Raw genomic sequence first — 23,786 nt, forward strand, 5'->3', positions numbered from 1 at the left:
TCCTCAGGATGAGGAACAAGAAGGGGACGGAAACCATGGCCAAGAACGGCAAGAGCGGCACCAGATCCGTCACCGTCAAGCAGGCGACCCTCGACCTGCTGCGCTCTTTAGGCATCGACAGGGTGTTCGGCAATCCCGGCTCGACCGAATTGCCGTTCCTGAGCGACTGGCCCGATGACATCGACTACGTGCTGGCGCTGCAGGAAGCCTCCGCCGTCGGCATGGCCGACGGCTACGCGCAAGCGACACGCAATGCCGGCTTCGTCAATCTGCATTCGGCGGCCGGCGTCGGCAATGCGCTCGGCAACATCTACACCGCGCATCGCAACCAGACGCCGCTCGTGATCACCGCCGGCCAGCAGGCGCGCTCGATCCTGCCCTTGCAGGCGTTCCTCTATGCCGAGCGCGCCTCGGAGTTTCCGCGACCTTATGTGAAGTACAGCGTCGAGCCGGCCCGGCCCGAGGACGTGCCGGCCGCGATCGCGCGCGCGTATTACACCGCGATGCAGCCGCCCTGCGGGCCGACCTTCGTGTCGATCCCGGTCGACGACTGGGCGCATGCCTGTGCGCCGGTCGAAGCGCGCAAGGTCAGCCGCGAGATCGGACCCGAGCCTGAGGCAATGAAGGCGCTGGTCGCGGCGCTCGGTTCAGCCAAGCACCCTGCCCTCGTCGTCGGCCCCGGCGTCGATCGCGCCGGCGCGGTAGATCTGATGGTACGCGTGGCCGAGAAGGCCAAGGCCAGCGTCTGGGTCAGCCCGTTCTCGGCGCGGTGCTCGTTCCCCGAACGCCATCCGCAATTCGCGGGCTTCCTGCACGCCTCGCCCGCGCAGCTCTCCGATGCGCTGCGCGAGCACGACCTCGTCGTCGTGATCGGAGCGCCGGTGTTCACCTTCCATGTCGAGGGCCACGCTGCGATCTTCGATGGCGGCGCGACCATTTTCCAGATCACCGACGATCCGGATGCGGCGGCGGTGACGCCATCAGGCACCAGCATCATCGCCACCATGAAGCCGGCGCTGGGCTTGCTGCTCGACCTGCTGCCGGAGAGCAAGCGCGCAACGCCGAAGGGCCGCACGTTGCCGCCGGCGCCGCAGGCGGCCGATCCGTTGCCGGTGGAATTTTTGCTGCATGCGTTGTCGCAGGCAATGCCCGATGGCGCGTCACTGGTCGAGGAAATTCCCTCGCACCGGCCGGCGATGCAGAAATTCATGCCGATGCGCGGCCAGGATTCCTTCTACACCATGGCAAGCGGCGGCCTCGGCTATTCGCTCCCCGCCGCCGTCGGCATGGCGCTCGGCAAGCCGAACAGCCGCACCGTCTGCCTGATCGGCGACGGCTCGGCGATGTATTCGATCCAGGCGCTGTGGACCGCTGCGCAGCGCAAGCTGCCGCTCATCATCGTGGTCATCAACAATTCCGGCTACGGCGCGATGCGCTCGTTCAGCCAGGTGATGCAGGTGCGCAACGTGCCCGGGCTGGAGCTGCCGGGGATCGATTTCGTGCGGCTCGCCGAAGGCATGGGCTGCCATGCGGTACGGGTGAGCAAGGCGGGCGAGCTGGGCGAAGCGCTCAAGCGCGGGATGGCGTATGAGGGGACCAGCCTCGTCGAGGTCGTGGTGGATTCGGCGGTGCCGGTGCTTTACGGGCAGAAGCATTGAAGATGTCGTCCCTGCCTAGTCCGCAATTGTGCACTAGGCGGGGACGACACTGAGTTTGTTGCGCGCGCGCCGCCAACTAAGACGCCAAAAATCCCCCGTCCGCCGCGAGCACGTGTCCGACCACGTATGACGATGCATCGGACGACAGCCACACCACGGCCTCCGCAACCTCCTCCGGGCTCCCCATCCGCCGCAGCGGCAGGCCGGCGCTGACGGTTGCGATATCGCCGACGCCAGCGCACAGCATCATGTCGGTGACGACGCGGCCGGGTGCGATGGCGTTGATGCGGATGCCGCGCGGCGCGTTCTCCATCGCCGCCGAGCGCGTTAGCGAGATCGCAGCGGCTTTCGACGCGGAATAGAGCGAGAAGCCGGGATTGGGATTTCGCACGCCGCTGACGGAAGCATTGACGACGATGCTGCCGCGCCCTTGCGCGAGCATCGCCGGCCGCTGATGGCGCAGGCACAGGAACAGCGCGCGGACATTGGTGTCGAACACGCTGTCGTAGACGTCCATGCCCTGCTCTTCCAGTGGCGCACGGCGCTCCTGGAAGCCGGCATTGTTGAAGGCGACGTCGAGCCGGCCGCAACGTTCGATGGCGGTGCGGACGAGGCGCGCGACGTCATCCTCGCGCGTGATGTCGGTCTTGAGCGGGATGGCCTCCACACCGAGCTCGCGGCACGCAGCGGCGGCGGTCTCGATCTCGGTCTCCCGGCGGCCTGCAACGATGATCGCCTACGCGCCTTCGGCCGCCATCCGCAAGGCCGTGGCGCGGCCGATGCCGCTACCACCGCCCGTGACGAGGCAGACCTTGCCTCTCATCCGCACTCCGGCCGGCAAAGCTCCGCTCATGGCTCACTCCAAAACGCTTGCGCGCGTCGTTGCGTGCAGATAGTTGTATGATACAACTGTATGCATGGAGTCAAGATGGCCGGGCTTTCGCTGATCGACGACATCCGCGCCGCCTCGCGCCTGATGGTGCGCGAGCTCGGTTTCATGGATGCCACGGTCGCGGCTTCGGACTATCCGCCCTCGGCCGTGCATACGATTCTGGAGATCGGCATCCGCGGCCCGCTCACGTCAGGCGAGCTCGGCGATTTCCTGCGGCTGGAAAAATCCAGCGTCAGCCGCCTCGTGCGCAAGCTGATCGATTGCGGCGAGCTCAGGGAGACGCCGGATGAGCTCGATGCACGCAGCAAGCGGCTGTCGCTGACGGCGAAAGGCCGGCGCACCAAGGAGGCGCTGCATGCATTCGGCCGGCAGCAGGTGCGCGGCGCGCTGGCGGTGCTGACGGAGGCGGAACAGCGCAAGGTGCGCGAGGGGATGATGCTTTATGCGCGGGCGCTGCGGGAGAGTCGCGCGGATAACGGGGTGGAGCCGGCGGCGTAGCGGCACTCTCGGTGTCATCGCCCGGCTTGACCGGGCGATCCAGTAGTCCGAGACGGTTGTGGTAGAACCGACGGGCCGCGGCGTACTGGATTCCCCGCCTTCGCGGGGAATGACAGCAGCGTGGGCGGCACCAGCCTTCCCTACTTCCCGAACTCTTCCCGCATCTTCGCCTGGATCTTGGCCATGCCGCCGATCCAGCGGTCGTAATTCTCGGTCTTCTTGCGCATGTAGCCGAGCACCTGGGGATGCGGCAGGATCAGGAACGTCTCCTGATCGAGGCCGGCGATCACGTCCTTTGCGACCTGCTCGGGCGTCAGATCGCCGTCGCCGGATTGCGGGCCCTTCGGGATCGAGCGCAGCATGTTGGTGTCGACGCCCTGCGGGCAGAGGATCGAGACCTTGATGTTGTCAGCCCTGTGCGAGATCGCGAGGTTTTCGGCAAAGCCGACAGCGGCGTGCTTGGTGGTGGAATAGGCAGGGCTGCCGACCTGCGAGAGCAGGCCCGCGGCGGAGATCGTGTTGAGGAAATAGCCGCCGCCTCGCGTCTTCATGCGGGGGATGAGATGCCGCGCAGCATAGACATGGGCCATGACGTGGATCGCCCAGCTCCGCTGCCACGGCTCGTCCGAAGCGCCGCCGGCATTTTGCGACATCGGATCGAAGCCGCCGCCGATGCCGGCGTTGGAGCAGAACAGCTCGATCGGGCCGAACTGCCGCTCGGTCTCCTCGATGACGTGCGAAATATCCTTTTCCTGCGAGACGTCGCATTTGAACGCCGCGCCATCCACCGTGGCCGCGACCGCCCGTGCGTTGGCGGCGTCCATGTCGGCGACGACGACCTTGGCCGCTCCAGCCGCGTGAAAGGCCTCGCACAGCGCCTTGCCGATCCCGTTTGCGCCGCCCGTGACGACCACGACCTTGCCGGTCACCTGCATGCGACGTCTCCTCTTCTTATTTGTCTTGTACTGCTTCGCGGATTGGCTCAGCTCAACACGAGGTCGAGCACCGCGGTATAATGGCATGCCGCGCCGGCCAAGACAAAGCCGTGCCAGATCGCATTCTGGAAGCGCAGCCGCCGCCAGGCATGGAAAATCACGCCAAAGCTGTAGAGCAGGCCGCCCGCAAGGATGAAACCCAGCACCAGCGTGGGCAGCGCCTTGACCACGGAATCGTACAGCATGATGCCGCTCCATCCCATCGCGAGATAGATCCCGACCGCGACGCGGTCGAACCGGCCGGGAAAGCGAAGCTTCAACACGATGCCTGATATCGCGACACACCAGACGCAGACCAGCAGCACCAGCGCAAACACGCTGTCTTTCAGCTCCAGAATGAACGGCGTGTAGGTGGAGGCGATCAGAAGATAGATCGCGGAATGATCGAACCGCCGGAGCAGCCATTTGACCGGCGAGACCGGCCAGAGATTATAGGTCGCCGACAGCACCAGCATCGAGAGCAGGCCGGCGACATAGATCGAGACGCCGACGATGTTGGTGGCGTCGGCATAGACCACCGCAAGCACCACCAGGACTGTCGCGGCAATGATCCCGGACAGGACACCGATGGCGTGGATGATGCCGTCCGCAATCAGCTCGGCACGATCGTAGTGCCAGCCGATCGCGTCGGCCGCGGCGTGGACGGAGGTGGAGGCGAACTGTTTCAGTTGGAAGACGGTCATGGCAATCCGTAAAGGCTAAAGAGAATGCCCTCTCCTATGGGTCTTTTGGCACCCGCGCGTCGTTCAATCGGCTGATTGCAGACAATGGCGGTGGAAGTATGAAGCTTGATTTTCCCAATGCAATTGCCACTTTTGTGAACAGTCTCACAGTTCCCCGCCCGGGATTTCCAGCGTTCACATGGCATTCACCTTTCAGGATATGGTCGAAGAAGCACGCCTGTCTGCCCGGGCGCTGATCGACTATGGCGAGCATTTCTTCAATCCCACGGTGCGGCTCGGCGTCACCGGCCTGTCGCGGGCCGGTAAAACCGTGTTCATCACCGCGCTGATCCACGGCCTGACCCGCGGCGGCCGGTTTCCGGTGTTCGAGGCCTATTCGTCGGGCCGGATCGCGCGGGCCGATCTGGCGCCGCAGCCCGACGATGCCGTGCCGCGCTTTGCCTATGAAAGCCATCTGCGCGCGCTGATCGAGGAACGGCACTGGCCGAGCTCGACCGTGGACATCAGCGAGCTGCGCCTCGTCATCGACTACCAGCGCCCGAACGGCGCCGACCGTACGCTGACGCTCGACATCGTCGACTATCCCGGCGAATGGCTGCTCGACCTGCCGCTGCTGCAGAAGAGCTTTGAGCAATGGTCCGCGGAGAGCCTCGCCCTGTCGCGCGAGGAGCCCCGCGCGCACGTCGCCGCCGAGTGGCACGCGCATCTTGCGACACTCAAGCCCGAGGCCCGCGAGGACGAGCAGGCGACGCTGACAGCGGCAAAGCTGTTCACCGACTATCTGCGCGCCTGCCGTGACGAACGCTTCGCGATGAGCCTGCTGCCGCCCGGCCGCTTCCTGATGCCCGGCAATCTCGCAGGCTCGCCGGCGCTGACCTTCGCGCCGCTCGACGTGCCGATCGACGGACAGGCGCCCGAGGGCTCGCTGTGGGCGATGATGGTGCGCCGCTACGAGGCCTACAAGGACGTCGTGGTGCGGCCGTTCTTCCGCGATCACTTCGCCCGGCTCGATCGCCAGATCGTGCTGGCGGATGCGCTCGCCGCGTTCAACGCGGGCCCCGAGGCGCTGCACGATCTCGAAGCCGCGCTCGCCGGTATTCTCGACTGCTTCAACATCGGCCGCAGCACGATCCTCTCCAGCCTGTTCCGCCCGCGCATCGACCGCATCCTGTTCGCGGCGACCAAGGCGGATCATCTGCATCATTCCAGCCACGACCGGCTCGAGGCCGTGCTGCGCCGTGCGGTCAGCCGCGCCGTGGCGCGCGCGGAAGATACCGGCGCGGCGATCGACGTCGTCGCGCTCGCCGCCGTGCGCGCCACGCGCGAAGCGCAGGTCGCGCATGGCCGCGACAAATTGCCGTCCATCCTGGGAACGCCGGCCGCGGGCGAAAGCGCGGGCGGCGAGTTTTTCGACGGCACCACGGAGGTCGCGACCTTTCCGGGTGATCTGCCGCTGGATCCCGAGGCGCTGTTCAACGGCACGGATGCGTTCCGCGGTCTGTCGACGGAAACCGCGGGGACAAGCGACTTCCGCTTCCTGCGCTTCCGTCCGCCAAGGCTCGAACGCGAGGGCAGCGAAGCGCCCGCACTGCCACACATCCGCCTCGACCGGGCCTTGCAGTTCCTGATCGGAGACAAGCTGTCATGAACGACCGATCCACGCCGCGGCGGCCGGCGACGTTCCGGCTCGACGATCCCGGCGTCGTCGTCACCGAGGCCGACGAAGCGGTGCGACTCGGCCGCACCACGGTCCAGATCACGCCGGAGCACGATCCTCAGGCGCTGCCGGTGCCGATCGAAGCCACGCTGCCGGCGCGGCGCGGCTTTCCCTGGGGCACGCTGTTCTGGTCCGGGCTTGCCGGGCTGACGCTGCTCGGCACCGGGCTCGGCGTGGTCCGTCTGATCGAGGATCTGTTCGCACGCAGCGAAACGCTCGGCTTCGTCGGCGTTGCCTTTGCGTTCGTCACGGCGCTTGCGCTCGCGGTCGTGATCGGGCGCGAGGCGTTCGGGCTCGCGCGCCTCGCGACCATCGAGAAGCTGCATGCGCGCGCGGCCGCGGTCCTTGCCAGCGACGACCGCAAGGAGAGTCGCGTCATCGTGCAGGACCTGCTCAAGCTCGCGCACCAGAACCCGCAGCTCGCGCGCGCCCGCGCCGCGCTGGAGAGCCACACCGGCGAGATCATCGACGGCGCCGACATGATCCGTCTCGCCGAACGCGAATTGATGTCACCGCTGGATGCGGAGGCGCGTAGGCTGGTGTCCTCAGCCGCGCAGAAAGTCTCGATCGTCACGGCGGTTTCGCCCCGCGCGGCGATCGACGTGATGTTCGTGTTCTTCGCCGCGTTGCGGCTGATCCGCCAGCTCGCTTATCTCTACGGCGGCCGCCCCGGCGCGCTCGGCATGATCCGCCTGCTCCGCCACGTCATCGCCCATCTCGCCATCACCGGCGGCATGGCCGCCAGCGACAGCCTGGTGCAGCAGATGCTCGGGCACGGCATCGCGGCGAAGCTGTCGCAGCGGCTTGGAGAAGGGATCCTCAACGGGCTGCTGACGGCGCGGCTGGGACTGGCCGCGATCGACGTCACAAGGCCGCTGCCATTCGCGGCACTGCCGCCGCCGAAGCTGTCGGACCTCGCGACGGATCTGTTGCGGAAGAAAGATGACGAGGCGTAGCTATTGCCCCCTCTCCCCTTGTGGGAGAGGGTGGCTCGCCGCGAAGCGGCGAGACGGGTGAGGGGTTGTTTCCACGAGCGTATCTCTCGCATTGAATGCGCGGAGGCAACCCCTGATCCGGCGCTTCGCGCCACCTTCTCCCACAAGGGAAGAAGGAAGAAGATCGGCACCTGCCTCGCTAGCTGCGCAAACGCTTCTCGAACTCCCCCGCCAGCACCTTCCACCAAAATAGCGGCGAATCCTTTGGCGGTGACAGCTCCGGGGTCCAACCGCTCAGTTTTTCGATCGCATACGTGTCGATCACGAGGCCGCGCCAGCGGCGCTCGACCTGGCCAAGCTGCTCGCGCTTGGCAGGGATCGCGTCCCACACCGGGGCGCGATCGTCAGGCTCGCGGCCGACATAGATGCCGGCGCGGCCCCTGATCCGGTCCATGCCGGGATCGCGAAAATCCTGGAAGCGGCCGCGCTCGTTGATCTCGATCACGGGGACGCGCCCCCTGAACAGCCAGCGCATCATCGCGTAGGTGCGGTAGTCCGTGGTCGCGATCCAGGTCGCGCCGGTCTCATCGAGTGCGGCCTGCGCGCGCGCCGCGACCTGCTCGTAGCCCGCCTCGGCGCCGATCGGATCGATCTTGCCGAGGAAATTCCAGGGCGCGGCGACGTAATAGAGGAACACGATGACGACGAAAGCGATGCCCGAGACGACCGCCGTGTCGAGCCAGAACAGGCTCGACCGGATCAATCGCGCCGACCGCTCTTCACGCGACAGCATGACGAGGTTCACCGCGGCCGCGGCGAAGCCGACCGGCCACATGAACATCGGCCAGGTGTCGCCGACCCTCAGCGTCGTCGATTTCGCGAGGAAATAGAGAAACGGCACCAGCACCGCGGTGGACAACAGGATTGCGACCGGCTCGCGCGTGCGATAGCCGCGCCACGCCGTCATCACGAGACCCAACAGCACCACCGGCAGCATCACGAAGCCGACCAGGCCGAATTGCAGGCCAATGTAGTCTCCAATGGTTCGGAAGGAGACTCCGTAATTGGCCGTGGCGCGCACGCCCTGGAAACGGAACGAGGCCCAATCGTGCTGCGCGTTCCAGATCAGCACCGGCGAGAACACCGCGATCGCAATCAGCACCGCGAGGTAAGGATAGGCGCTACGCAGCCAGCGCCAGCGCCACTCGGGCACCAGCAGGAAGGCGGCCACCGCCGGCGCGAACATGATCGCGGTGAATTTCGACAGCATCGACAGGCCCGCGAACAATCCGGCCGCCAGCCACCAGCGGCCGTCGCCGCTCTGCGCCAGCCGCACCAGCGACCACATCATCGCCATCGCGAACGGGATCATGGCGACGTCGGGCGCAACCTTGGCCATCAGCAGGCCATAATAGAGCGCGGCCTCCGGCATCAGCACCGCGAACACGACCGCGCGCGCGTCATGGGTGAGGCGGCGGACGATGTCGGCAAGCAGGATCTGCGTCACCAGCATCGCGACGATGCCTCCGAAGCGCACACCGAGCGTGGTGTCGCCGAAGATCGCGGTGCCCAGGCGGATGAACCAGGCGACCATGGGAGGATGATCGAGGAAGCCGAGCGCGGTCTCTTTCGACCAGGTCCAGTAATAGGCCTCGTCGGTGCGCAGCTCGATCGCGGAGGCATAGACGATGCGGAGCACGGTCATCGCCACGATCACGAGCACGGCCACGACGAAGAGACGGCGCGCGGCGCCGCCGGGGGGCGTGGTGATGTCGGAAGCTGTCGTCACGGCCGCGCTTTTCGCCAACCTGGGAGGGGGAGTCAATGCGGGCCGTCCCAGCATAAGTGTCGTCCCGGGGCGCGACGCAGTCGCGAGCCCGGGATCCATAGCCCCAGGGAGGAGTTTGGCGCGAGCCGGTAACTCCGAGTCCTCGTCAAACTCCTCCCTGGGGCTATGGGTCCCGGATCGGCGCGCGCCTGAGGGCGCGCTTGTCCGGGACGACAGCGGAGTATTTGGCGGCTTGTCGCGCATGTGATCGGGCCCGCGGTCACCCCCGGGAATGAAACGCCGGGCTGGCTGTTCTCCTTCTTGAACTGATACAACCGAATCATGGCCGCCACCGCTCCTTCACGATTGTCCGAACTCGTCCGGGCCACCAGCGCGCGCCAGGTGCGGCTGGTCTGCGGCATCATCCTGTTCTCCTACGTGGTCAGCCATTTCCTCAACCATGCGCTCGGCAATATCTCGGTCGATGCCATGGAGATCGGCGTCACCTATCACACTCTGTTCTGGCAGTTCCTTCCCGTCGCGATCGTGTTCTACACCGCGGCGCTGACCCATATGGGTCTCGGCGTCTACGCGCTGTATCAGCGCCGGCAGTTCCGCTGGCGGACGATCGAGCCGCTCCAGCTCGTGCTGGGGCTGAGCATCCCGGCGCTCGTCATGGCGCATGTGATCGGCGTGCGGCTCGGCCAGACGCTGTACGGGCACCAGAAGCTCTATCCGCAGGAACTCTATCTGTTCTTCGTTGCCGCGCCGGGCCGGCTCTGGCTGATGACGATCCTGCTCATCATCGCCTGGGTGCACGGCTGCATCGGCATCTATTTCTGGCTTCGCCTCAAGCCGTTGTTCACGCGCGCCGCGCCTTATCTGCTCGCGGCCGCCGTGCTGATCCCGACATTGGTGCTGCTCGGCATCTACCAGGGCGGCCGCAGCGTCGCGGTCGAGGCCGACGACGGCGAATGGCGCACGCACAATCTCACCCGCCGCCAGCTCGGCACGACGGCGGAAGCCGAGACGCTCGACCGCATCACCGGCGGCCTCACCATCGGTTATCTCGGCCTGCTCGCTTTGGCGCTCGCGGCGCGCGGCGTGCGCGCCCTGCGCGAACGCCGCGGCGGCATGATCGCTTTGTCCTACGGCAACGGCAGGACGGTGCGCGTGCCCAAGGGCCTCTCCGTGCTGGAAGCAAGCCTGCGCCACAACCTGCCGCATGCCAGCGTCTGCGGCGGCCGCGCCCGCTGCTCGACCTGCCGTATCCGCATCATCGGCGATCATGCCGCCCTGCCCGAGCCATCGCAGCGCGAAGCCTTCGTGCTCGCCCGGGTCGGCACCGCCGATCCCTCGATCCGGCTCGCCTGCCAGCTGCGGCCGGAGACCGACCTCTCCTTCTTCCAGCTGTTCATGCCGCACGCATTGTCGGCCAACGCGCATGCCTCGGCGCCCACCCGAATCGGTCAGGAGCGCTATCTCGTCAGCCTGTTCGTGGACATGCGCGGCTCGACCCAGCTCGCCGAGAAGCGGCTGCCGTTCGACACGGTCTTCATCGTCAACCGCTTCCTCGGCGCGGTGTCGCAAGCCGTGATCGAAAATGGCGGCCAGCCGAACCAGTTCGTCGGCGACGGCATGCTGGCGCTGTTCGGGCTGTCGGCCGATCCGCAACAAGCCTGCCGGCAAGCGCTGAAGGCGGCCAGCAGCATCGCCGCCAACATCGACGAGTTGAACCAGCTCCTGAGCCATGATCTGCGCCAGCCGATCCGCTTCGGCATCGGCATTCACGGCGGCGAGGTCATCATCGGCGACATCGGCTATCGCGATCATATCGTCTTCACTGCGCTCGGCGATGCCGTCAACGTCGCCGCCCGCCTGCAGGACATGACCAAGACGCTGGCCTGCGAAGCCATCGTCTCGGACGAGGTCCGCCGCACCGCCGGCCTTGCGGACGATTCGCTGCCGCAGCAGGACGTCGCGATCCGCGGCCGCGACGAGCCGATGGCGGTGCGCGTGGTTGCGGACGCAAGGGGGCTGTCGGCGCTGGTCGACCGCGGCGCGCGCGTTGCCGCGTAACACCGGCTTGTTGCGCCGCAGCGGCATGGGGCTGCTGCGAAAGCACGAATTGACTTCATCCTGATCATTGCGACAGATGAGCGCAGGATTGCGGTGATGACCGCGATCCAACGAAAAGCTCCGGGAGGAGACCAGAATGTTCGATCGACGCGACCTGCTCAAAGGAGCGGGGCTTGCCGCGCTTGCGGCCACACTGAATTCCACCAAAGCGCTGGCACTCGACACCGTCACGCTCCCGTTCGCCAATGGCGAACGGTCGCTGGTGAAATATCCGCAGAAGCGGCCGATGATCGGCCTGACCAGCCGCCCGCCGCAGCTCGAGACGCCGTTCGCGGTGTTCAACGACGGCCCGATCACGCCGAACAACGCGTTCTTCGTGCGCTATCACCTCTCCGACCTGCCCTACAATCTCGACCCCGACACGTTCACGCTTCAAGTCAAGGGCAAGGTCGACAAGCCGCTGAAGCTGTCTCTGAAGGACATCCGGAAGATGAAGGCGACGGAGATCGTCGCCGTCAACCAGTGCTCCGGCAACAGCCGCGGCTTCGTCGAGCCGCGCGTCGCCGGCGGTCAGCTCGCCAACGGCGCGATGGGCAATGCGCGCTGGCGCGGCGTGCCGTTGAAGACCGTGCTCGAGATGGCGGGCGTGCAGACCGGCGCCAAACAAGTCACCTTCAACGGCATGGATGGCCCGGTCAGCGACAAGACGCCGGATTTCGTCAAGGCGCTCGATCTCGATCACGCCACCGACGGCGAGGTGATGCTGGCCTATGGCATGAACGGCGAGGATCTGCCGTTCCTCAACGGTTTTCCGCTGCGCCTGATCGTGCCGGGCTATTACGGCACCTATTGGGTGAAGCACCTCAACGAGATCACCGTCGTCGACAACGTCTATGACGGCTTCTGGATGAAGTCGGCCTATCGCATTCCGGACACGCCGAACAACGCGATCGAGCCCGGCACGGCGCCGAAGGCGACCATCCCGATCAACCGCTTCACCATCCGCTCCTTCATCACCAGCCTCAGTGACGGCGCCAGGCTGAAGGCGGGACGGACGACGCTGCGCGGCATCGCCTTCGACGGCGGCAAGGGCATCAAGGACGTCGCGGTCTCCATCGATGGCGGCAAGACCTGGACCAGTGCCAATCTCGGCAAGGATCTCGGCAAATACTCGTTCCGCGAATGGAAGCTGCCGGTGAAGCTCGCGGCGGGCGAGGTCGAGCTCAAGGTCCGCGCGACCGGCAATGGCGGCGAGACGCAGCCGGATACGCCGCGCTGGAATCCCGCGGGTTATTTACGCAACGTCGTCGAAACCGTCCGCGTCAGCGTGGCCTGAGGGAGAATGATCATGCAGCGCACCGTTCTCCTCGCGATCTCACTCGCCTTCGCCGCCGTCGTCGGTTCGGCACTTGCCGCGCCGGTCAATTACAAGACACCCGACGAGGTCGCCGCCTTCAAGCCCGGCCCCAATCTCGAGATCGTGCAGGGCAATTGCACGGCGTGCCACTCGTCCGATTACATCGCCACGCAGCCGCCGATGAAGGACAGGAAAGGCTTCTGGCAAGCCGAGGTGACCAAGATGATCAAGGTCTATGGCGCGCCGATCGACGATGCCGATGTCGGCAAGATCGTCGATTATCTGGCCGCGACATATTGACGGATGGCTTTCGGCGTGCGGGCCGATTGACCGCGAAACGGGCAAAACCGGTAAAAACGCCGCGAAGTTGAGCGGAATTCGGCGAAATGCAGATGTGGTTTGATCTATGAAGGCCCCAACATTCCGCGTATCTTATTAGGACCGAACCGGCCGGTTGGCGGGGACTGGCGGTTCGAGATCTCGGAGGAAGACCCGCGGAGAAGACGTGATGGCTAAAGGTACGGTCAAGTGGTTCAACCCGACGAAGGGTTATGGATTTATCCAGCCTGCGTCGGGCGGCAAGGATGTGTTCGTGCATATCTCGGCAGTGCAGAAAGCCGGCCTGTCCTCGCTCAACGAAGGACAGACGGTGGAATACGAAGAGATCGCAAACCGGGGCAAGACCTCCGCAGAGAACCTCAAAGTATAAGCCCGGCAGCCTTTGCTGCCTCCCGGATTGATCCGGGAGCGGGCCAAGAAAATTTCAGAAGACGGCCAGTGCATTCGACGACAGGCGTTGCGACTGCACAAGGATAGCTATTTTGCCTTTGAAGACCGCTCGTTCGACGCCGCAGCAATGACAATCGCGACAGCATTTCGTTACTCCACCGGCAACGGTGCGTCGCGCTTGATCTCCTCCATCACCGCATAGGTCCGCGTCTCGCGCACGCCCGGCATCGACAGAAGGGTCTCGCCGAGGAAGCGTCGGTAGGCGGTCATGTCCGCAAGCCGCGCCTTCACAAGATAGTCGAAGCCGCCTGCAACCATGTGACACTCCAGCACCTCGGGCGCGAGTTTCACCGCGCGCGCGAACCGGTCGAAATTGTCGGGCGTGGTCTTGTCGAGCAGCACCTCGACGAACACGAGCAAGCCGAGGCCGAGCCGGTGCGGATTGAGCCGCGCTCCGTAGCCTTCGACAAAACCCTCACGCTGGAGGCGCTTCAGCCGCTCGCCGATCGAGGTCGGCGACAGCCCGATGCGCTCGGCCAGCTCGACATTGGCGATTCGCCCGTCCTGCTGCAAAATAGCGAGGATCTTCCGGTCCGTTCGATCAAGTTCCATATTTCATACGGCCAATTGTCAGAATGCCTTAATCTCCTAAGGCAAAATTCCGAATTTGTCTATCGAACTACGGTCAAGCCGGCTTTATCCTGAATTTAAACGACAGGACACACGCCATGCCGAGCATCCCGCCTCCCTTCACCGCCCTCTACGCACCCGATGATTCCGAGATCGCCGCGCGCCTGTTGCCGGCGTCGCATCTCAGCCCGCCGCAGGAGGCGCGGATCGACCGCACCGCGACGCGGCTGATCGAGGCGATCCGCAAGCGCGACGACCGGCTTGCAGGTAACCTTGGCGGGGTCGAGGACATGCTGCGGGAATTCGCACTCTCGACCAAGGAGGGTCTCGCCCTGATGGTGCTGGCGGAGGCGCTGCTGCGCGTGCCCGACGCGCGCACCGCCGATCAGTTCATCGAGGACAAGCTCGGCGAGGGCGATTTCATCCACCACGAGACCAAATCCACCGCCTTCCTGGTCAACGCCTCGGCCTGGGCGCTCGGCCTGTCGGCGCGGGTGATCCAGCCCGGCGAGACGCCAGACGGCACCATCGGCCGGCTGGTGAAGCGGCTGGGCGCACCTGCGGTGCGCACCGCCACGCGCCAGGCGATGCGGCTGATGGGCAATCATTTCGTGTTGGGCGAGACCATCGCGCAGGCACTGGAGCGGGGCCGGCCGCGCTACGGCCAGAAGCCGCGCTACTCCTTCGATATGCTCGGCGAAGGCGCACGCACGGCAGCCGACGGGACGCGCTATTTCGACGCCTATGCGAGCGCGATCGAGACCATCGGCAAGGCGGCGGGCAGCCAGCCCCTGCCCGACCGGCCCGGCATTTCCGTCAAGCTGTCGGCGTTGCATCCACGCTTCGAGGCGATCAGCCACGATCGCGTCATGCGCGAGCTGGTGCCGCTGCTTCTGGACCTGGCGCAGCGCGCCAAGGCGCATGACCTGAACTTCACCGTCGATGCAGAGGAAGCCGACCGGCTGGAGCTGTCGCTCGACGTGATCGCGGCCACGCTCGCCGATCCCTCGCTGAAGGGCTGGGACGGATTTGGCCTGGCGATCCAGGCCTATCAGAAGCGCGCCGGCGCGGTGATCGACCATGTCGACGCGCTCGCCCGCGCCCACGACCGCAAGCTGATGGTGCGGCTGGTCAAGGGCGCCTATTGGGACACCGAGATCAAGCGCGCGCAGGAGCGCGGGCTGGGCGGCTATCCCGTGTTCACGCGCAAGGCGATGACGGATCTGAACTACGTCGGCTGCGCCGCGAAGCTGCTCGCCCTGCGGCCGCGCATCTTCCCGCAATTCGCCACCCACAACGCGCTGACGGTCGCAACCGTGCTGGAGCTGGCCGGGGACATTGGCTGCTTCGAATTCCAGCGCCTGCACGGCATGGGCGAGGCGCTCTACGAGCAGCTTGCCAAGGATCATCCTGATATCGCCTACCGCACCTATGCGCCGGTCGGCAGCCATCGCGACCTGCTCGCCTATCTGGTGCGGCGGCTCTTGGAGAACGGCGCCAACTCCTCCTTCGTGGCACAGGCGGCCGATGATCGCGTGCCCGTGCCGGCGCTGTTGCAGCGTCCCGCGGATGCCATCGTCCGGCCGCAAGCGGCGGCGCATCCGAAGATTCCGCTCCCTTGCGATCTGTTCGCGCCGGAGCGGCGCAATTCGCGCGGCGTCGAATTCGGTGCCCGCGCCGCGCTCGACCAGTTGCTGACGGACGTCAAGGCGGAGACGGTCGACCTCGAGCCGATCGCCGATGTAACGCCGGATCAGGCCAACGCAGCGGTGACTGCTGCGCGCGCGGGCTTTTCCGCCTGGAGCCGGACGCCGGCAGCCACCCGGGCGGCCGCGCTGGAGCAGGCCGCGCATCTGCTGGAGAGCCGCGGCGCGCATTTCATCGCGCTGCTGCAAGCCGAGGGCGGCAAGACGCTCGACGATGCGCTGTCGGAGCTGCGCGAGGCCATCGATTTCTGCCGCTACTATGCCGCGGAGGGCCGAAAGCTGTTCGGCAGCGCGACGGCGATGCCGGGCCCGACCGGCGAGAGCAATGCGCTCGCCATGCGCGGCCGCGGCGTCTTCGTCGCGATCTCGCCGTGGAATTTCCCGCTGGCGATCTTCATCGGCCAGGTCACGGCGGCGCTGATGGCCGGCAACAGCGTCGTGGCAAAACCCGCCGAGCAGACCCCGCGCATCGCCCGCGAGGCCGTGGCCCTGCTGCACGAGGCCGGCATCCCTACGAGCGCGCTGCATCTCGTCACCGGCGACGGCCGCATCGGCGCCATACTAACCGCGCATAAGGATATCGCCGGCGTCGTGTTCACCGGCTCGACCGAAGTGGCACGCCTGATCAACCGGACGCTCGCCGCCAAGGACGGGCCGATCGTGCCGCTGATCGCGGAGACCGGCGGCATCAACGCCATGATCGCGGATGCGACCGCGCTGCCCGAGCAGGTCGCCGACGACGTCGTCACATCTGCGTTCCGCTCGGCCGGCCAGCGCTGCTCGGCGCTGCGGCTGCTGTTCGTGCAGGAGGATGTCGCCGACCGCATGATCGAGATGATCGCAGGCGCCGCGCGCGAGTTGAAGATCGGTGATCCCTCCGACCAGGCAACCCATGTCGGCCCGGTGATCGACATGGAGGCCAAGCAGCGGCTCGATGCACACATTGCGCGGATGACGGCCGAGGCGAAGCTGCACTTTGCCGGCCCCGCGCCAGAGGGCTGCTTCGTCGCTCCGCACATCTTCGAACTCAAGGACGCCGGCCAGCTCACCGAGGAAGTGTTTGGCCCGATCCTGCATGTCGTGCGCTACCGCGCCGAGAACCTCGAACGCGTCCTGGCCGCGATCGAACGCACCGGCTACGGGCTCACCCTCGGCATCCACTCCCGTATCGACGACACCGTCGAGGCGATCATCGACCGGGTCCAGGTCGGCAACATCTACGTCAACCGCAACATGATCGGCGCCGTGGTCGGCGTGCAGCCGTTCGGCGGCAACGGCCTGTCGGGAACCGGCCCCAAGGCCGGCGGCCCGCACTATCTGTCGCGCTTTGCCACGGAACAGACGGTGACGATCAACACCGCGGCGGCCGGCGGCAACGCTGCCCTGCTTGCGGGGGAGGCTTGAACGTCGACATCCCTCCCTCACCGTCACCCTGAGGTGGCCGCGTAGCGGCCCTCGAAGGGCGACGGCCCGGCTGCATGCGGGCCGCTCATCCTTCGAGGCCTCCGCTGCGCTCCGGCACCTCAGCGACTGTGTTCGAAGTCAAGCGTTTTGCCATGGTCTATTGTCTCTGATGATGGCGTTGAGGGTGATGAGAAGCTTCCGGGCGACTGCCACCAGAGCAACCATCTTCGGCTTTCCGGCGCTGAGGAGGCGCTGGTAGAAAGTCTTGAGGGCGAGGTTGCAGCGGCTCGCCACCAAGGCGGCCATGTGGAGGACTGTGCGAACGCTGGCTCGGCCGCCGCCGATCATGCTCTTGCCTCGCCAGCGGCCTGATTGCCGGGTGTAAGGCGCAAGGCCGGCGAGGCTGGCGATTTCCCGACGGCTCAACCGGCCAAGTTCAGGCAGCTCGGCGAGCAGAGTTCTGGCGACGATGTTTCCTATCCCAGGCACCGAGGCGAGAAGATCCTCCTTGGCGCGCCAGACCGGCGAGCCACGAACCATGGTCTCGATGTCTCGGTCGATGGCATCGAGCTCCTTCTGCAGCATGGCGATGTGACGCTGCAGACCTTTGCGGATCCGGACATTGCTTGCCCGTTTCTCACGCTGGCCTTCCGCGGTCTTCATCTCGATGATCTGCCGGCGGCGACTGACCATTTCGGCCAGCAGGCGCGCTTCCTGGTCAGGCAGCTCGCGCGGCTCCGGCCGGAGCGCATCCGCGAAGTGAGCAATCACGGCAGCGTCGATCGGATCGGTCTTCGCCCGTTTGCCGGCCGCCTGGGCGAAGTTGCGGATTTGGGCAGGATTGACCACCGCCAGCGGGATTGAAGCGCCGGCAACGGCCGCAGCCACAATGGTTTCGAAACCTCCGGTCGCCTCCACCGCGACCAAAGTGGGTTTCAGCTCTAACAGCCGTTCGACGAGGCTCTCGAGCCCTTTGCCGTCTCGCGTGACAGCGAACATTTCTCCGCTCGGACGTACGTGAACGTCCAGGCGGTCCTTGGAGACATCGATTCCCACGAATGACAATTCCATCGGCACCCCTCCTTGCGCAACCGGGCTCGCCAGGCGGCCCACGCGACTGTTCGGGTTCAACGGACTTGCAGATGGGGAGCCGAGCTGAGGGACGGGCTTTGCGGCCCTAGAATGAGACGGTCTCCCATCTGCAGCCGAACGGCCAAGCCTAGATCGCCGACCGGTCTGTGGCGAGTTACAAGGATGACGGGACTGGCAACCGCACGACAACATGCCCTGCGCCTGATGCCGTTGCATCCCGGCAAAACATCGGTCTAATGCTCTCACGATCTGGCCCGCGCCAATTCCAGCGGGCGGGAAACAACAAGAGCGAGGGAGCTACGCCGCGATGGAAAAGGGCATTTTTGCAGGCCTGAAGGTTCTGGACTGCGCGAGCTTCATCGCAGCGCCCGCGGCCGCGACAGTGCTGTCGGATTTCGGCGCCGACGTCATCAAGATCGAGCCGCCCGGCGCCGGCGACCCCTACCGCAATCTGCCGAACATTCCAGGCTATCCCGGCAGCGAACATAATTACGCTTGGCTGCTGGAGGCCCGCAACAAAAAGAGCATCGCACTCGACCTCGCCAAGCCCGAGGCGCAGGCCGTGCTCTACAAGCTGGTGGAAGAGGCCGACGTCTTCATCACCAACATGCCGCCCCCGGTGCGCGCCAAGCTCGGCATCACCTATGACCATCTCGCCCATCTCAACGACCGGCTGATCTACGCCTCCTTCACCGGCTATGGCGAAAAGGGCGAGGAGGCCAACAAGCCCGGTTTCGACAGCAACGCCTATTGGGCGCGATCCGGACTGATGGACCTCGTCCGCGCCGACACCAACACCACGCCGGCCCGCTCGGTCGCCGGCATGGGTGATCATCCCTGCGCCATGGCGTTCTACGGCGCCATCGTTACCGCGCTCTATCAGCGCGAGAAGACCGGCAAGGGCTCGCATGTCGCCTCCAATCTGATGGCGAACGGGGTGTGGGCCGCGAGCGTTCTGGCGCAGGCAAAGCTGTGCGGCGCCAAGTTCGCCGAGCGGCGGCCTCGCGAGCGTGCGCTCAATGCGGTCGCCAACCACTATCAGTGCAAGGACGGCCGCTGGCTGATTCTGTCGCTGCTGAGCGAGGAGAAGCAGTTTCCCACGTTGGCGAGGTGCCTTGGCCGCGAAGACCTCATCACCGATTCCCGTTTCGCCACCAAGGCCGACCGTCACGCCCGCTCGGTCGAGCTGATCAAGATCTTCGACGAGACCTTTGCGACGAAGGATCTCGCCGAATGGCGCAAGATCCTCGACGGCAACGGCCTCGTGTTCGGCATCGTCGGCATTCTGGACGACATCCCGAACGACAAGCAGATGCTCGACAACGAAGTGCTGGTGCCGTTCGAGAACGACACCATGCTCACCATCTCCAGCCCGATCTGGATCGACGGCGCCAGGAAGGTGCAGCCGCGCAAGCCGCCTGCCGTCGGCGAGCACAGTGACGAGATTTTGCGCGGGGCGGGATACGACGAGGCCGCGATCAAGCAGCTGCGGGGTTCGGGGGCGGTGGGGTAAGGCCGTTCCACATATTCCGCTGTCATCCCGGGGCGCGCATAGCGCGAACCCGGGATCCATAACCACAGGGAGTGGTTGTAGGGCGCGACAGGTAACTCCGAGTCTCCGCCAAACGTCTTCCTGTGGCTATGGGTCCCGGATCTTCGCTTCGCTCGTCCGGGACGACGGCGGAGATGCATTGCTGGATTGCTTCGCTGCGCTCGCAATGACGATGCCGAACGATCCCGCTATAACCTCACATGTGCTTCCCGCCTCGTGAGGTCCCATGCCCAGCTACCGCCTGCACTACTTCCCCGAATCCGGCAACAGCTACAAGCTGGCGCTGATGCTGACGCTTTGCGGCGAGACGTTCGAGCCGGTGTGGACCGATTTCGGCGGCGGCGTCACGCGCACGGCGGAGTGGCGCCGGAGCGTGAACGAGATGGGCGAAATTCCCGTGCTCGAGATCGACGGCGTGAAGATGACGCAGACCGCGCCACTTCTGCTGCAGCTTGCCGAGCAATATGGCCGCTTCGGCAGCGAGACGGCGGAGGAAAAGTTCGAGCTGCTGCGCTGGCTGTTCTGGGACAACCATAAGCTCACCGGCTACATGGCGACCTACCGCTTCATGCGGGCCTTCACCGAGAAGAACGATCCGCAGGTGCTGAAGCATTTCCGCCGCCGGCTCGAGGACTTCCTCGGCATTCTCGACGGACACCTCCAGCACAACGCCTTCGCGATCGGCGCGCGGCCGACGGTCGCCGACATCTCGATGATGGCATATCTGCACTATCCGAGCGACGAGCACGGTTTCGATTTCGCGGCGAGCCATCCCGCCATCCACGCCTGGCTCGGCCGCATGGCCGCACTGCCCGGCTGGAAGCCGGCGTATGAGCTGCTGCCGGGCCGGCGGATGACGAACTACGCGACGTGAAGGGGCCCCATTGGAAGCTCAGAAACGTCATGGCCGAGCTTGTCCCGGCCATCCACGATCTTGAGCGCGGATACGAGAACGTGGATGGCCGGGACAAGCCCGGGCATGACGAGGAGAAAGCGCCGTTACCTCAGTGCCAGCCAGCCGAGCGTGAACAGGATCCCGCCGACGATGACGACCGCCACGATGGCCGAGACGCTGACGCGGATGCTGCCAGCGACCTGCTTGGCTTCCTCATTGCGCGCAATCTCGAGATTGCGCTCCTTGTTGGCGCCGCTTGTATCCGTCATGGGTCATCCAAATCGGTTTTCTTGCTAACGCGTCTTGATGAAGCACATGCCTATGCGGCGCGAGGCCGCGGCAGCCTGACAGGCGAGACCTTTAGCACAGCTCCATGACGTAAAACTCCTGTCGCCGGTTTCCGATCCCGCATCCGGCAAAGAACAATGCGCGCCCCAGCCGTCCTGATATTCGCTGCCGGCGAGCTCCCGGCTGCCGCGGGTCTGCGGCCGGCTGGCAAATCCGCGTGAGAAATCAGGGCGTTTGCCGGCGGCGAACGCGGTCAGGATGTCGCGGCGGCGGAGCTGGTCGCCGACAAAATGCGGCGAGGCCGGCACGATGGTGGAATTGGACGGCGTGTCCGCCAGCCAGTCGACGCCCGGAAAATGGAAGCCGCCGATGCCGCGGGTCTGGTGGCAGCCGGCACAGGTGACGTCGTTGAGACGACGCTGGAAGCCCGCGACGGAACGGATGTTCTGCATGTTCCCGCGCGCCGCGGCCTGCTTCAGCGCGCTGATCACGTCACTGTCGGTGAAGACCGGATCGCCTTTGCTTTCCCCCTGCATCATGCCGAACTCCGGCTGCAGCGCGGAAGCATCGAGGCCGGCGGGCGTCGGCACGAGCGCGGCCCTGGCCAGGAATTTTTCCGGGATCAGCACCGTGCCGCGATCGAACGCGCGCAGATGATCGGGCGCAAGCAGCCAATCCCTGAAATCGCGCCGGAGGTCATTGTCGGCCCGAATCCTGTTACGGTCGATCTGGTTCTCCAGCGTCGATTCCTCGAACGTCTTCGTGGCGGCGTTGTACTTGAAGACCTTCAAGAGATAGTCCGAACGGAAATCGTGCCGCGCCGATTTCGGCGCGATCGAGATCTGGATGTTGGTCTCGATACGATCGAGCATGGCATCGGAAGGCTGGACGCTGCTGCCGATCAGCCCCTGCCAGTCACCATCGTCGAGCCAGCGCCGCGCGAGCTCGGCGCAACTGACCGGCTTGCCATTCGTATCCGTCTGGCGGGCATCGCGCGCTTTTATCACCAGATTGAACGTCATCGGCAGGCGTGTTGCTGTCCTGGTCCCATTCGATCCAGCGTCAAAACGCGCGAGACGGTAGATCAGCCGGATCTCGCCGCAGGACTCTTCCGACACGTAAGCGCGGTCCATGCGATTGACGATGCCGGCGAGCACGAAACGCGCGTTGGCGGATTTCAGGTTGGCGCGATCGAACAGCTGGACGTCGAAGCCTTCGCCGACGCCGACGGTCTCGGTCGGCCAGGCCGCTTTCTGCTGCGCAACGTAGCGGTCGAACTCGGCGTCGATCGCTGGCGGAATGTCCTTGAGCTGTGGCAGCGACGCGAACAGCAGGTCGGTCGTCAGCGGGACATTCGCGTTCCGCTCCGGCCACAACAGCCGCGAGATGGTGAGTGTATCGTTCTGATCGAGCTTGCGGAGGAGATCGGGATCGGTGATCGCCGTGCCGCGCGTGAGCGATACGTTCTCCGCGGCCGAAAGCGACATAGCGCCGCCCAACACTGCGACGACAGCAACGAGAATTCGCAACGCACGGCTCATGCTTTCAATAACACCGCGCGTGCCAGCCTATTCAAGCAAAAAGGCGCTTCACATCGCAGTGAAGCGCCCTCTGGAAATCGGATATCGAACGCTCAGCGCGCGACGATCAGGCCCTTGCTGGTGACGACCACCCAGCGGCCGTCCTGGCGGCGGATCGCATCGACGCGGCCGACGCCGGGAATGGGATCACCGGCATAGACCTCGTAGAGGCCTCCCCGGCCCTCGATCAGCGCACCGCCATTGGAGACGTCGCGCAGCACCCAGCCTTCGACCGTCGGCAGACGGCCGACCTCGGTTTTCGGCGCGGCGGGCGCGGGAGCCGGTGCTGCCGCAGCGGTCGCGACCTGGGTCGGCGCGATCGAGCCGGTGGTCTCCCTGGCGGTTGCTGCGGCGGCCTGCGCGGGAGCGGCCGCTGGCGTGGCACGGAGCTTGTCGACGGTCTCGGACAGCTTTGCGATCTTGGCGAGCGGCTCGGCCTGGGCCTTCTCGAGCTTGTCGAGGCGGTCGCTGGTCCGGTTGAACTGACCGAGGCCGGTCTTGGAGGTGTGCTCGACATTGGCCTTCAGCGCGACGAGATCGGCATCGATCCGCGCCACGGAGGCGTCCAGCGCGCTGGTATCTGCAACTTGCACCGGCGCGGGGCTCGCAAAATGCATCATGCCGGCGGTCGCAAGCGCGCCGCTGATCGCGCCGACGCCGGCGGCAATCGCCACCACCGCAGCGATCGCCGACAGCCGGCGCTTGCCGGTCTCACGCGGCGCGTCCGCCTTCACATGCGGGGCAAACTCCTCGCGGTCCCAGGAACGTTCGGACGGGGCCATGACGATGAGCTTGCCGAGCTTCGGCTCGGGCTTCGCTTCAGCCTTGGGTTCAACCTTGGCCTGGAGCTTTGGCGGCTCGATCTGCGGCGGCTCGATCTTGACCGGGTCGGGCTTCGGCGGCGCCTCGTGATCGGGGGCGATCGAAGGGGCCTCGATCGCGGCGGCTTCGATGCTAGCCTGTTCACCGGTGTTGTGGGCAGCCTGCTCAGCCATTGGTTCGCTCACGGCTCAAATACTCCAGTCTGGATTGACCTTTTGGTAACTTTCATTGCTTGCGAATTCCTTACCTCGGGACCCGCTTACCGAAATTTTAGGAAGTCATCCGGGGCCGAATTGGGCCGGGAAAGTGGAACCGGTGTGGCGGGCGTGAAACAATTTGTAACCGCGGGAAGATGAACGGCCGCGCAACGGAGGACACATGGCGCAATTCCCAACCCGTCCGTCATCCTGACGCGCGAGTGGCGCGATGCAAAGGATCACGCCGGGAGCCTCGAAGGATGAGCGGCCGCTGCCGGGCCGTAGCCCTTCGAGGCTCGCCGAAGAGGC

General features: G+C 65.6%; 19 protein-coding genes and 1 pseudogene. 11 read left to right on the forward strand and 9 right to left on the reverse strand.

Going from position 1 to position 23,786, the window contains the following annotated elements:
* The first annotated feature begins 35 nt into the window (after positions 1-35).
* A complete protein-coding gene (gene mdlC / locus F8237_RS09025; RefSeq protein ID WP_151643864.1) occupies positions 36-1,658 on the forward strand; it encodes a benzoylformate decarboxylase in 1,623 nt (540 codons plus the stop codon).
* Between the two features lie 76 nt (positions 1,659-1,734).
* Here mdlC and F8237_RS09030 read toward each other — a convergent pair.
* Positions 1,735-2,511, reverse strand: a pseudogene (locus F8237_RS09030) (SDR family NAD(P)-dependent oxidoreductase).
* A 75-nt stretch (positions 2,512-2,586) separates the two neighbouring features.
* On the opposite strand from F8237_RS09030, the gene F8237_RS09035 reads away from it, so the two are divergent.
* Entirely contained in the window at positions 2,587-3,048 is a 462-nt protein-coding gene (locus tag F8237_RS09035; RefSeq protein WP_162005952.1) for a MarR family winged helix-turn-helix transcriptional regulator, read from the forward strand.
* A gap of 140 nt (positions 3,049-3,188) precedes the next feature.
* Here the strand turns inward: F8237_RS09035 and F8237_RS09045 are convergent, their stop codons facing one another.
* Positions 3,189-3,983 carry an SDR family oxidoreductase gene (locus F8237_RS09045; protein WP_151643868.1) on the reverse strand — a complete coding sequence of 265 codons (795 nt, stop codon included), beginning with the start codon at positions 3,981-3,983 and terminating at the stop codon, positions 3,189-3,191.
* A 47-nt stretch (positions 3,984-4,030) separates the two neighbouring features.
* A complete protein-coding gene (trhA, locus tag F8237_RS09050; protein WP_151643870.1) occupies positions 4,031-4,726 on the reverse strand; it encodes a PAQR family membrane homeostasis protein TrhA in 696 nt (231 codons plus the stop codon).
* 178 nt (positions 4,727-4,904) lie between these two features.
* Between trhA and F8237_RS09055 the strand changes: the two genes are divergently transcribed.
* Both F8237_RS09055 and F8237_RS09060 read left to right on the forward strand, forming a co-directional pair.
* Positions 4,905-6,374 carry a YcjX family GTP-binding protein gene (locus tag F8237_RS09055; RefSeq protein WP_151643872.1) on the forward strand — a complete coding sequence of 490 codons (1,470 nt, stop codon included), beginning with the start codon at positions 4,905-4,907 and terminating at the stop codon, positions 6,372-6,374.
* Positions 6,371-7,399 (forward strand): YcjF family protein, encoded by a 1,029-nt coding sequence (locus F8237_RS09060; RefSeq protein ID WP_151643874.1) that lies wholly within the window; start codon positions 6,371-6,373, stop codon positions 7,397-7,399. The genes F8237_RS09055 and F8237_RS09060 overlap by 4 nt, the downstream gene beginning before the upstream one ends.
* Positions 7,400-7,577: 178 nt before the next feature.
* Here the strand turns inward: F8237_RS09060 and F8237_RS09065 are convergent, their stop codons facing one another.
* Positions 7,578-9,083, reverse strand: a complete 1,506-nt coding sequence (locus tag F8237_RS09065; protein ID WP_374761636.1) for a glycosyltransferase family 39 protein — start codon at positions 9,081-9,083, stop codon at positions 7,578-7,580.
* Between the two features lie 405 nt (positions 9,084-9,488).
* On the opposite strand from F8237_RS09065, the gene F8237_RS09070 reads away from it, so the two are divergent.
* The 4 genes from F8237_RS09070 (at position 9,489) to F8237_RS09085 (ending at position 13,291) form a co-directional block, all read left to right on the forward strand.
* Entirely contained in the window at positions 9,489-11,225 is a 1,737-nt protein-coding gene (locus tag F8237_RS09070) for an adenylate/guanylate cyclase domain-containing protein (RefSeq protein ID WP_151643878.1), read from the forward strand.
* 136 nt (positions 11,226-11,361) lie between these two features.
* Entirely contained in the window at positions 11,362-12,561 is a 1,200-nt protein-coding gene (sorA, locus tag F8237_RS09075) for a SorA family sulfite dehydrogenase catalytic subunit (protein WP_151643880.1), read from the forward strand.
* A 12-nt stretch (positions 12,562-12,573) separates the two neighbouring features.
* The gene (gene sorB, locus F8237_RS09080; protein ID WP_162005953.1) at positions 12,574-12,882 is read left to right on the forward strand and encodes a SorB family sulfite dehydrogenase c-type cytochrome subunit; all 309 of its coding nucleotides are present in this window, start codon (positions 12,574-12,576) and stop codon (positions 12,880-12,882) included.
* Positions 12,883-13,090: 208 nt separating this feature from the next.
* Complete coding sequence (locus tag F8237_RS09085; protein ID WP_008134691.1) at positions 13,091-13,291, forward strand: cold-shock protein; 201 nt, start codon at positions 13,091-13,093, stop codon at positions 13,289-13,291.
* Positions 13,292-13,461: 170 nt separating this feature from the next.
* Here the strand turns inward: F8237_RS09085 and F8237_RS09090 are convergent, their stop codons facing one another.
* Positions 13,462-13,923 carry an Lrp/AsnC ligand binding domain-containing protein gene (locus tag F8237_RS09090; protein WP_151643884.1) on the reverse strand — a complete coding sequence of 154 codons (462 nt, stop codon included), beginning with the start codon at positions 13,921-13,923 and terminating at the stop codon, positions 13,462-13,464.
* 116 nt (positions 13,924-14,039) lie between these two features.
* Here F8237_RS09090 and putA point away from each other — a divergent pair, with 116 nt between their 5' ends.
* On the forward strand, positions 14,040-17,051 hold the full coding sequence (gene putA, locus F8237_RS09095) for a bifunctional proline dehydrogenase/L-glutamate gamma-semialdehyde dehydrogenase PutA (protein ID WP_151643886.1): 3,012 nt from the start codon (positions 14,040-14,042) through the stop codon (positions 17,049-17,051).
* 138 nt (positions 17,052-17,189) lie between these two features.
* On the opposite strand, the gene F8237_RS09100 is transcribed toward putA, so the two are convergent.
* Entirely contained in the window at positions 17,190-18,122 is a 933-nt protein-coding gene (locus F8237_RS09100) for an IS110 family RNA-guided transposase (RefSeq protein ID WP_151642564.1), read from the reverse strand.
* A 328-nt stretch (positions 18,123-18,450) separates the two neighbouring features.
* Between F8237_RS09100 and F8237_RS09105 the strand changes: the two genes are divergently transcribed.
* Entirely contained in the window at positions 18,451-19,656 is a 1,206-nt protein-coding gene (locus F8237_RS09105; protein ID WP_151643888.1) for a CaiB/BaiF CoA transferase family protein, read from the forward strand.
* Between the two features lie 265 nt (positions 19,657-19,921).
* Positions 19,922-20,569 (forward strand): glutathione S-transferase family protein, encoded by a 648-nt coding sequence (locus F8237_RS09110; RefSeq protein ID WP_151643890.1) that lies wholly within the window; start codon positions 19,922-19,924, stop codon positions 20,567-20,569.
* 125 nt (positions 20,570-20,694) lie between these two features.
* Here the strand turns inward: F8237_RS09110 and F8237_RS36275 are convergent, their stop codons facing one another.
* From F8237_RS36275 to F8237_RS09120, 3 genes are all read right to left on the reverse strand, one after another.
* Positions 20,695-20,859 (reverse strand): hypothetical protein, encoded by a 165-nt coding sequence (locus F8237_RS36275; RefSeq protein ID WP_167527467.1) that lies wholly within the window; start codon positions 20,857-20,859, stop codon positions 20,695-20,697.
* 24 nt (positions 20,860-20,883) lie between these two features.
* Positions 20,884-22,419 carry a hypothetical protein gene (locus F8237_RS09115; RefSeq protein ID WP_151643892.1) on the reverse strand — a complete coding sequence of 512 codons (1,536 nt, stop codon included), beginning with the start codon at positions 22,417-22,419 and terminating at the stop codon, positions 20,884-20,886.
* 92 nt (positions 22,420-22,511) lie between these two features.
* Positions 22,512-23,453, reverse strand: coding sequence for a hypothetical protein (locus tag F8237_RS09120; RefSeq protein ID WP_162005956.1), 942 nt, complete (start codon positions 23,451-23,453; stop codon positions 22,512-22,514).
* Positions 23,454-23,786 lie beyond the last annotated feature (333 nt).

Source organism: Bradyrhizobium betae (genome assembly GCF_008932115.1).
Taxonomy (GTDB): Bacteria; Pseudomonadota; Alphaproteobacteria; order Rhizobiales; family Xanthobacteraceae; genus Bradyrhizobium; species Bradyrhizobium betae.

Excerpts from the sequence above, each read along its gene's own strand:
- sorA (WP_151643880.1), top strand. The coding sequence starts at position 11,362 with ATGTTCGATCGACGCGACCTGCTCAAAGGAGCGGGGCTTGCCGCGCTT.
- trhA (WP_151643870.1), bottom strand. The coding sequence starts at position 4,726 with ATGACCGTCTTCCAACTGAAACAGTTCGCCTCCACCTCCGTCCACGCC.
- sorB (WP_162005953.1), top strand. The coding sequence starts at position 12,574 with ATGCAGCGCACCGTTCTCCTCGCGATCTCACTCGCCTTCGCCGCCGTC.
- putA (WP_151643886.1), top strand. The coding sequence starts at position 14,040 with ATGCCGAGCATCCCGCCTCCCTTCACCGCCCTCTACGCACCCGATGAT.
- F8237_RS09055 (WP_151643872.1), top strand. The coding sequence starts at position 4,905 with ATGGCATTCACCTTTCAGGATATGGTCGAAGAAGCACGCCTGTCTGCC.
- F8237_RS09060 (WP_151643874.1), top strand. The coding sequence starts at position 6,371 with ATGAACGACCGATCCACGCCGCGGCGGCCGGCGACGTTCCGGCTCGAC.
- F8237_RS36275 (WP_167527467.1), bottom strand. The coding sequence starts at position 20,859 with ATGACGGATACAAGCGGCGCCAACAAGGAGCGCAATCTCGAGATTGCG.
- F8237_RS09110 (WP_151643890.1), top strand. The coding sequence starts at position 19,922 with ATGCCCAGCTACCGCCTGCACTACTTCCCCGAATCCGGCAACAGCTAC.
- F8237_RS09035 (WP_162005952.1), top strand. The coding sequence starts at position 2,587 with ATGGCCGGGCTTTCGCTGATCGACGACATCCGCGCCGCCTCGCGCCTG.
- F8237_RS09105 (WP_151643888.1), top strand. The coding sequence starts at position 18,451 with ATGGAAAAGGGCATTTTTGCAGGCCTGAAGGTTCTGGACTGCGCGAGC.
- F8237_RS09100 (WP_151642564.1), bottom strand. The coding sequence starts at position 18,122 with ATGGAATTGTCATTCGTGGGAATCGATGTCTCCAAGGACCGCCTGGAC.
- F8237_RS09085 (WP_008134691.1), top strand. The coding sequence starts at position 13,091 with ATGGCTAAAGGTACGGTCAAGTGGTTCAACCCGACGAAGGGTTATGGA.
- mdlC (WP_151643864.1), top strand. The coding sequence starts at position 36 with ATGGCCAAGAACGGCAAGAGCGGCACCAGATCCGTCACCGTCAAGCAG.
- F8237_RS09115 (WP_151643892.1), bottom strand. The coding sequence starts at position 22,419 with ATGAGCCGTGCGTTGCGAATTCTCGTTGCTGTCGTCGCAGTGTTGGGC.
- F8237_RS09065 (WP_374761636.1), bottom strand. The coding sequence starts at position 9,083 with ATGACCGTGCTCCGCATCGTCTATGCCTCCGCGATCGAGCTGCGCACC.
- F8237_RS09070 (WP_151643878.1), top strand. The coding sequence starts at position 9,489 with ATGGCCGCCACCGCTCCTTCACGATTGTCCGAACTCGTCCGGGCCACC.
- F8237_RS09120 (WP_162005956.1), bottom strand. The coding sequence starts at position 23,453 with ATGGCTGAGCAGGCTGCCCACAACACCGGTGAACAGGCTAGCATCGAA.
- F8237_RS09045 (WP_151643868.1), bottom strand. The coding sequence starts at position 3,983 with ATGCAGGTGACCGGCAAGGTCGTGGTCGTCACGGGCGGCGCAAACGGG.
- F8237_RS09090 (WP_151643884.1), bottom strand. The coding sequence starts at position 13,923 with ATGGAACTTGATCGAACGGACCGGAAGATCCTCGCTATTTTGCAGCAG.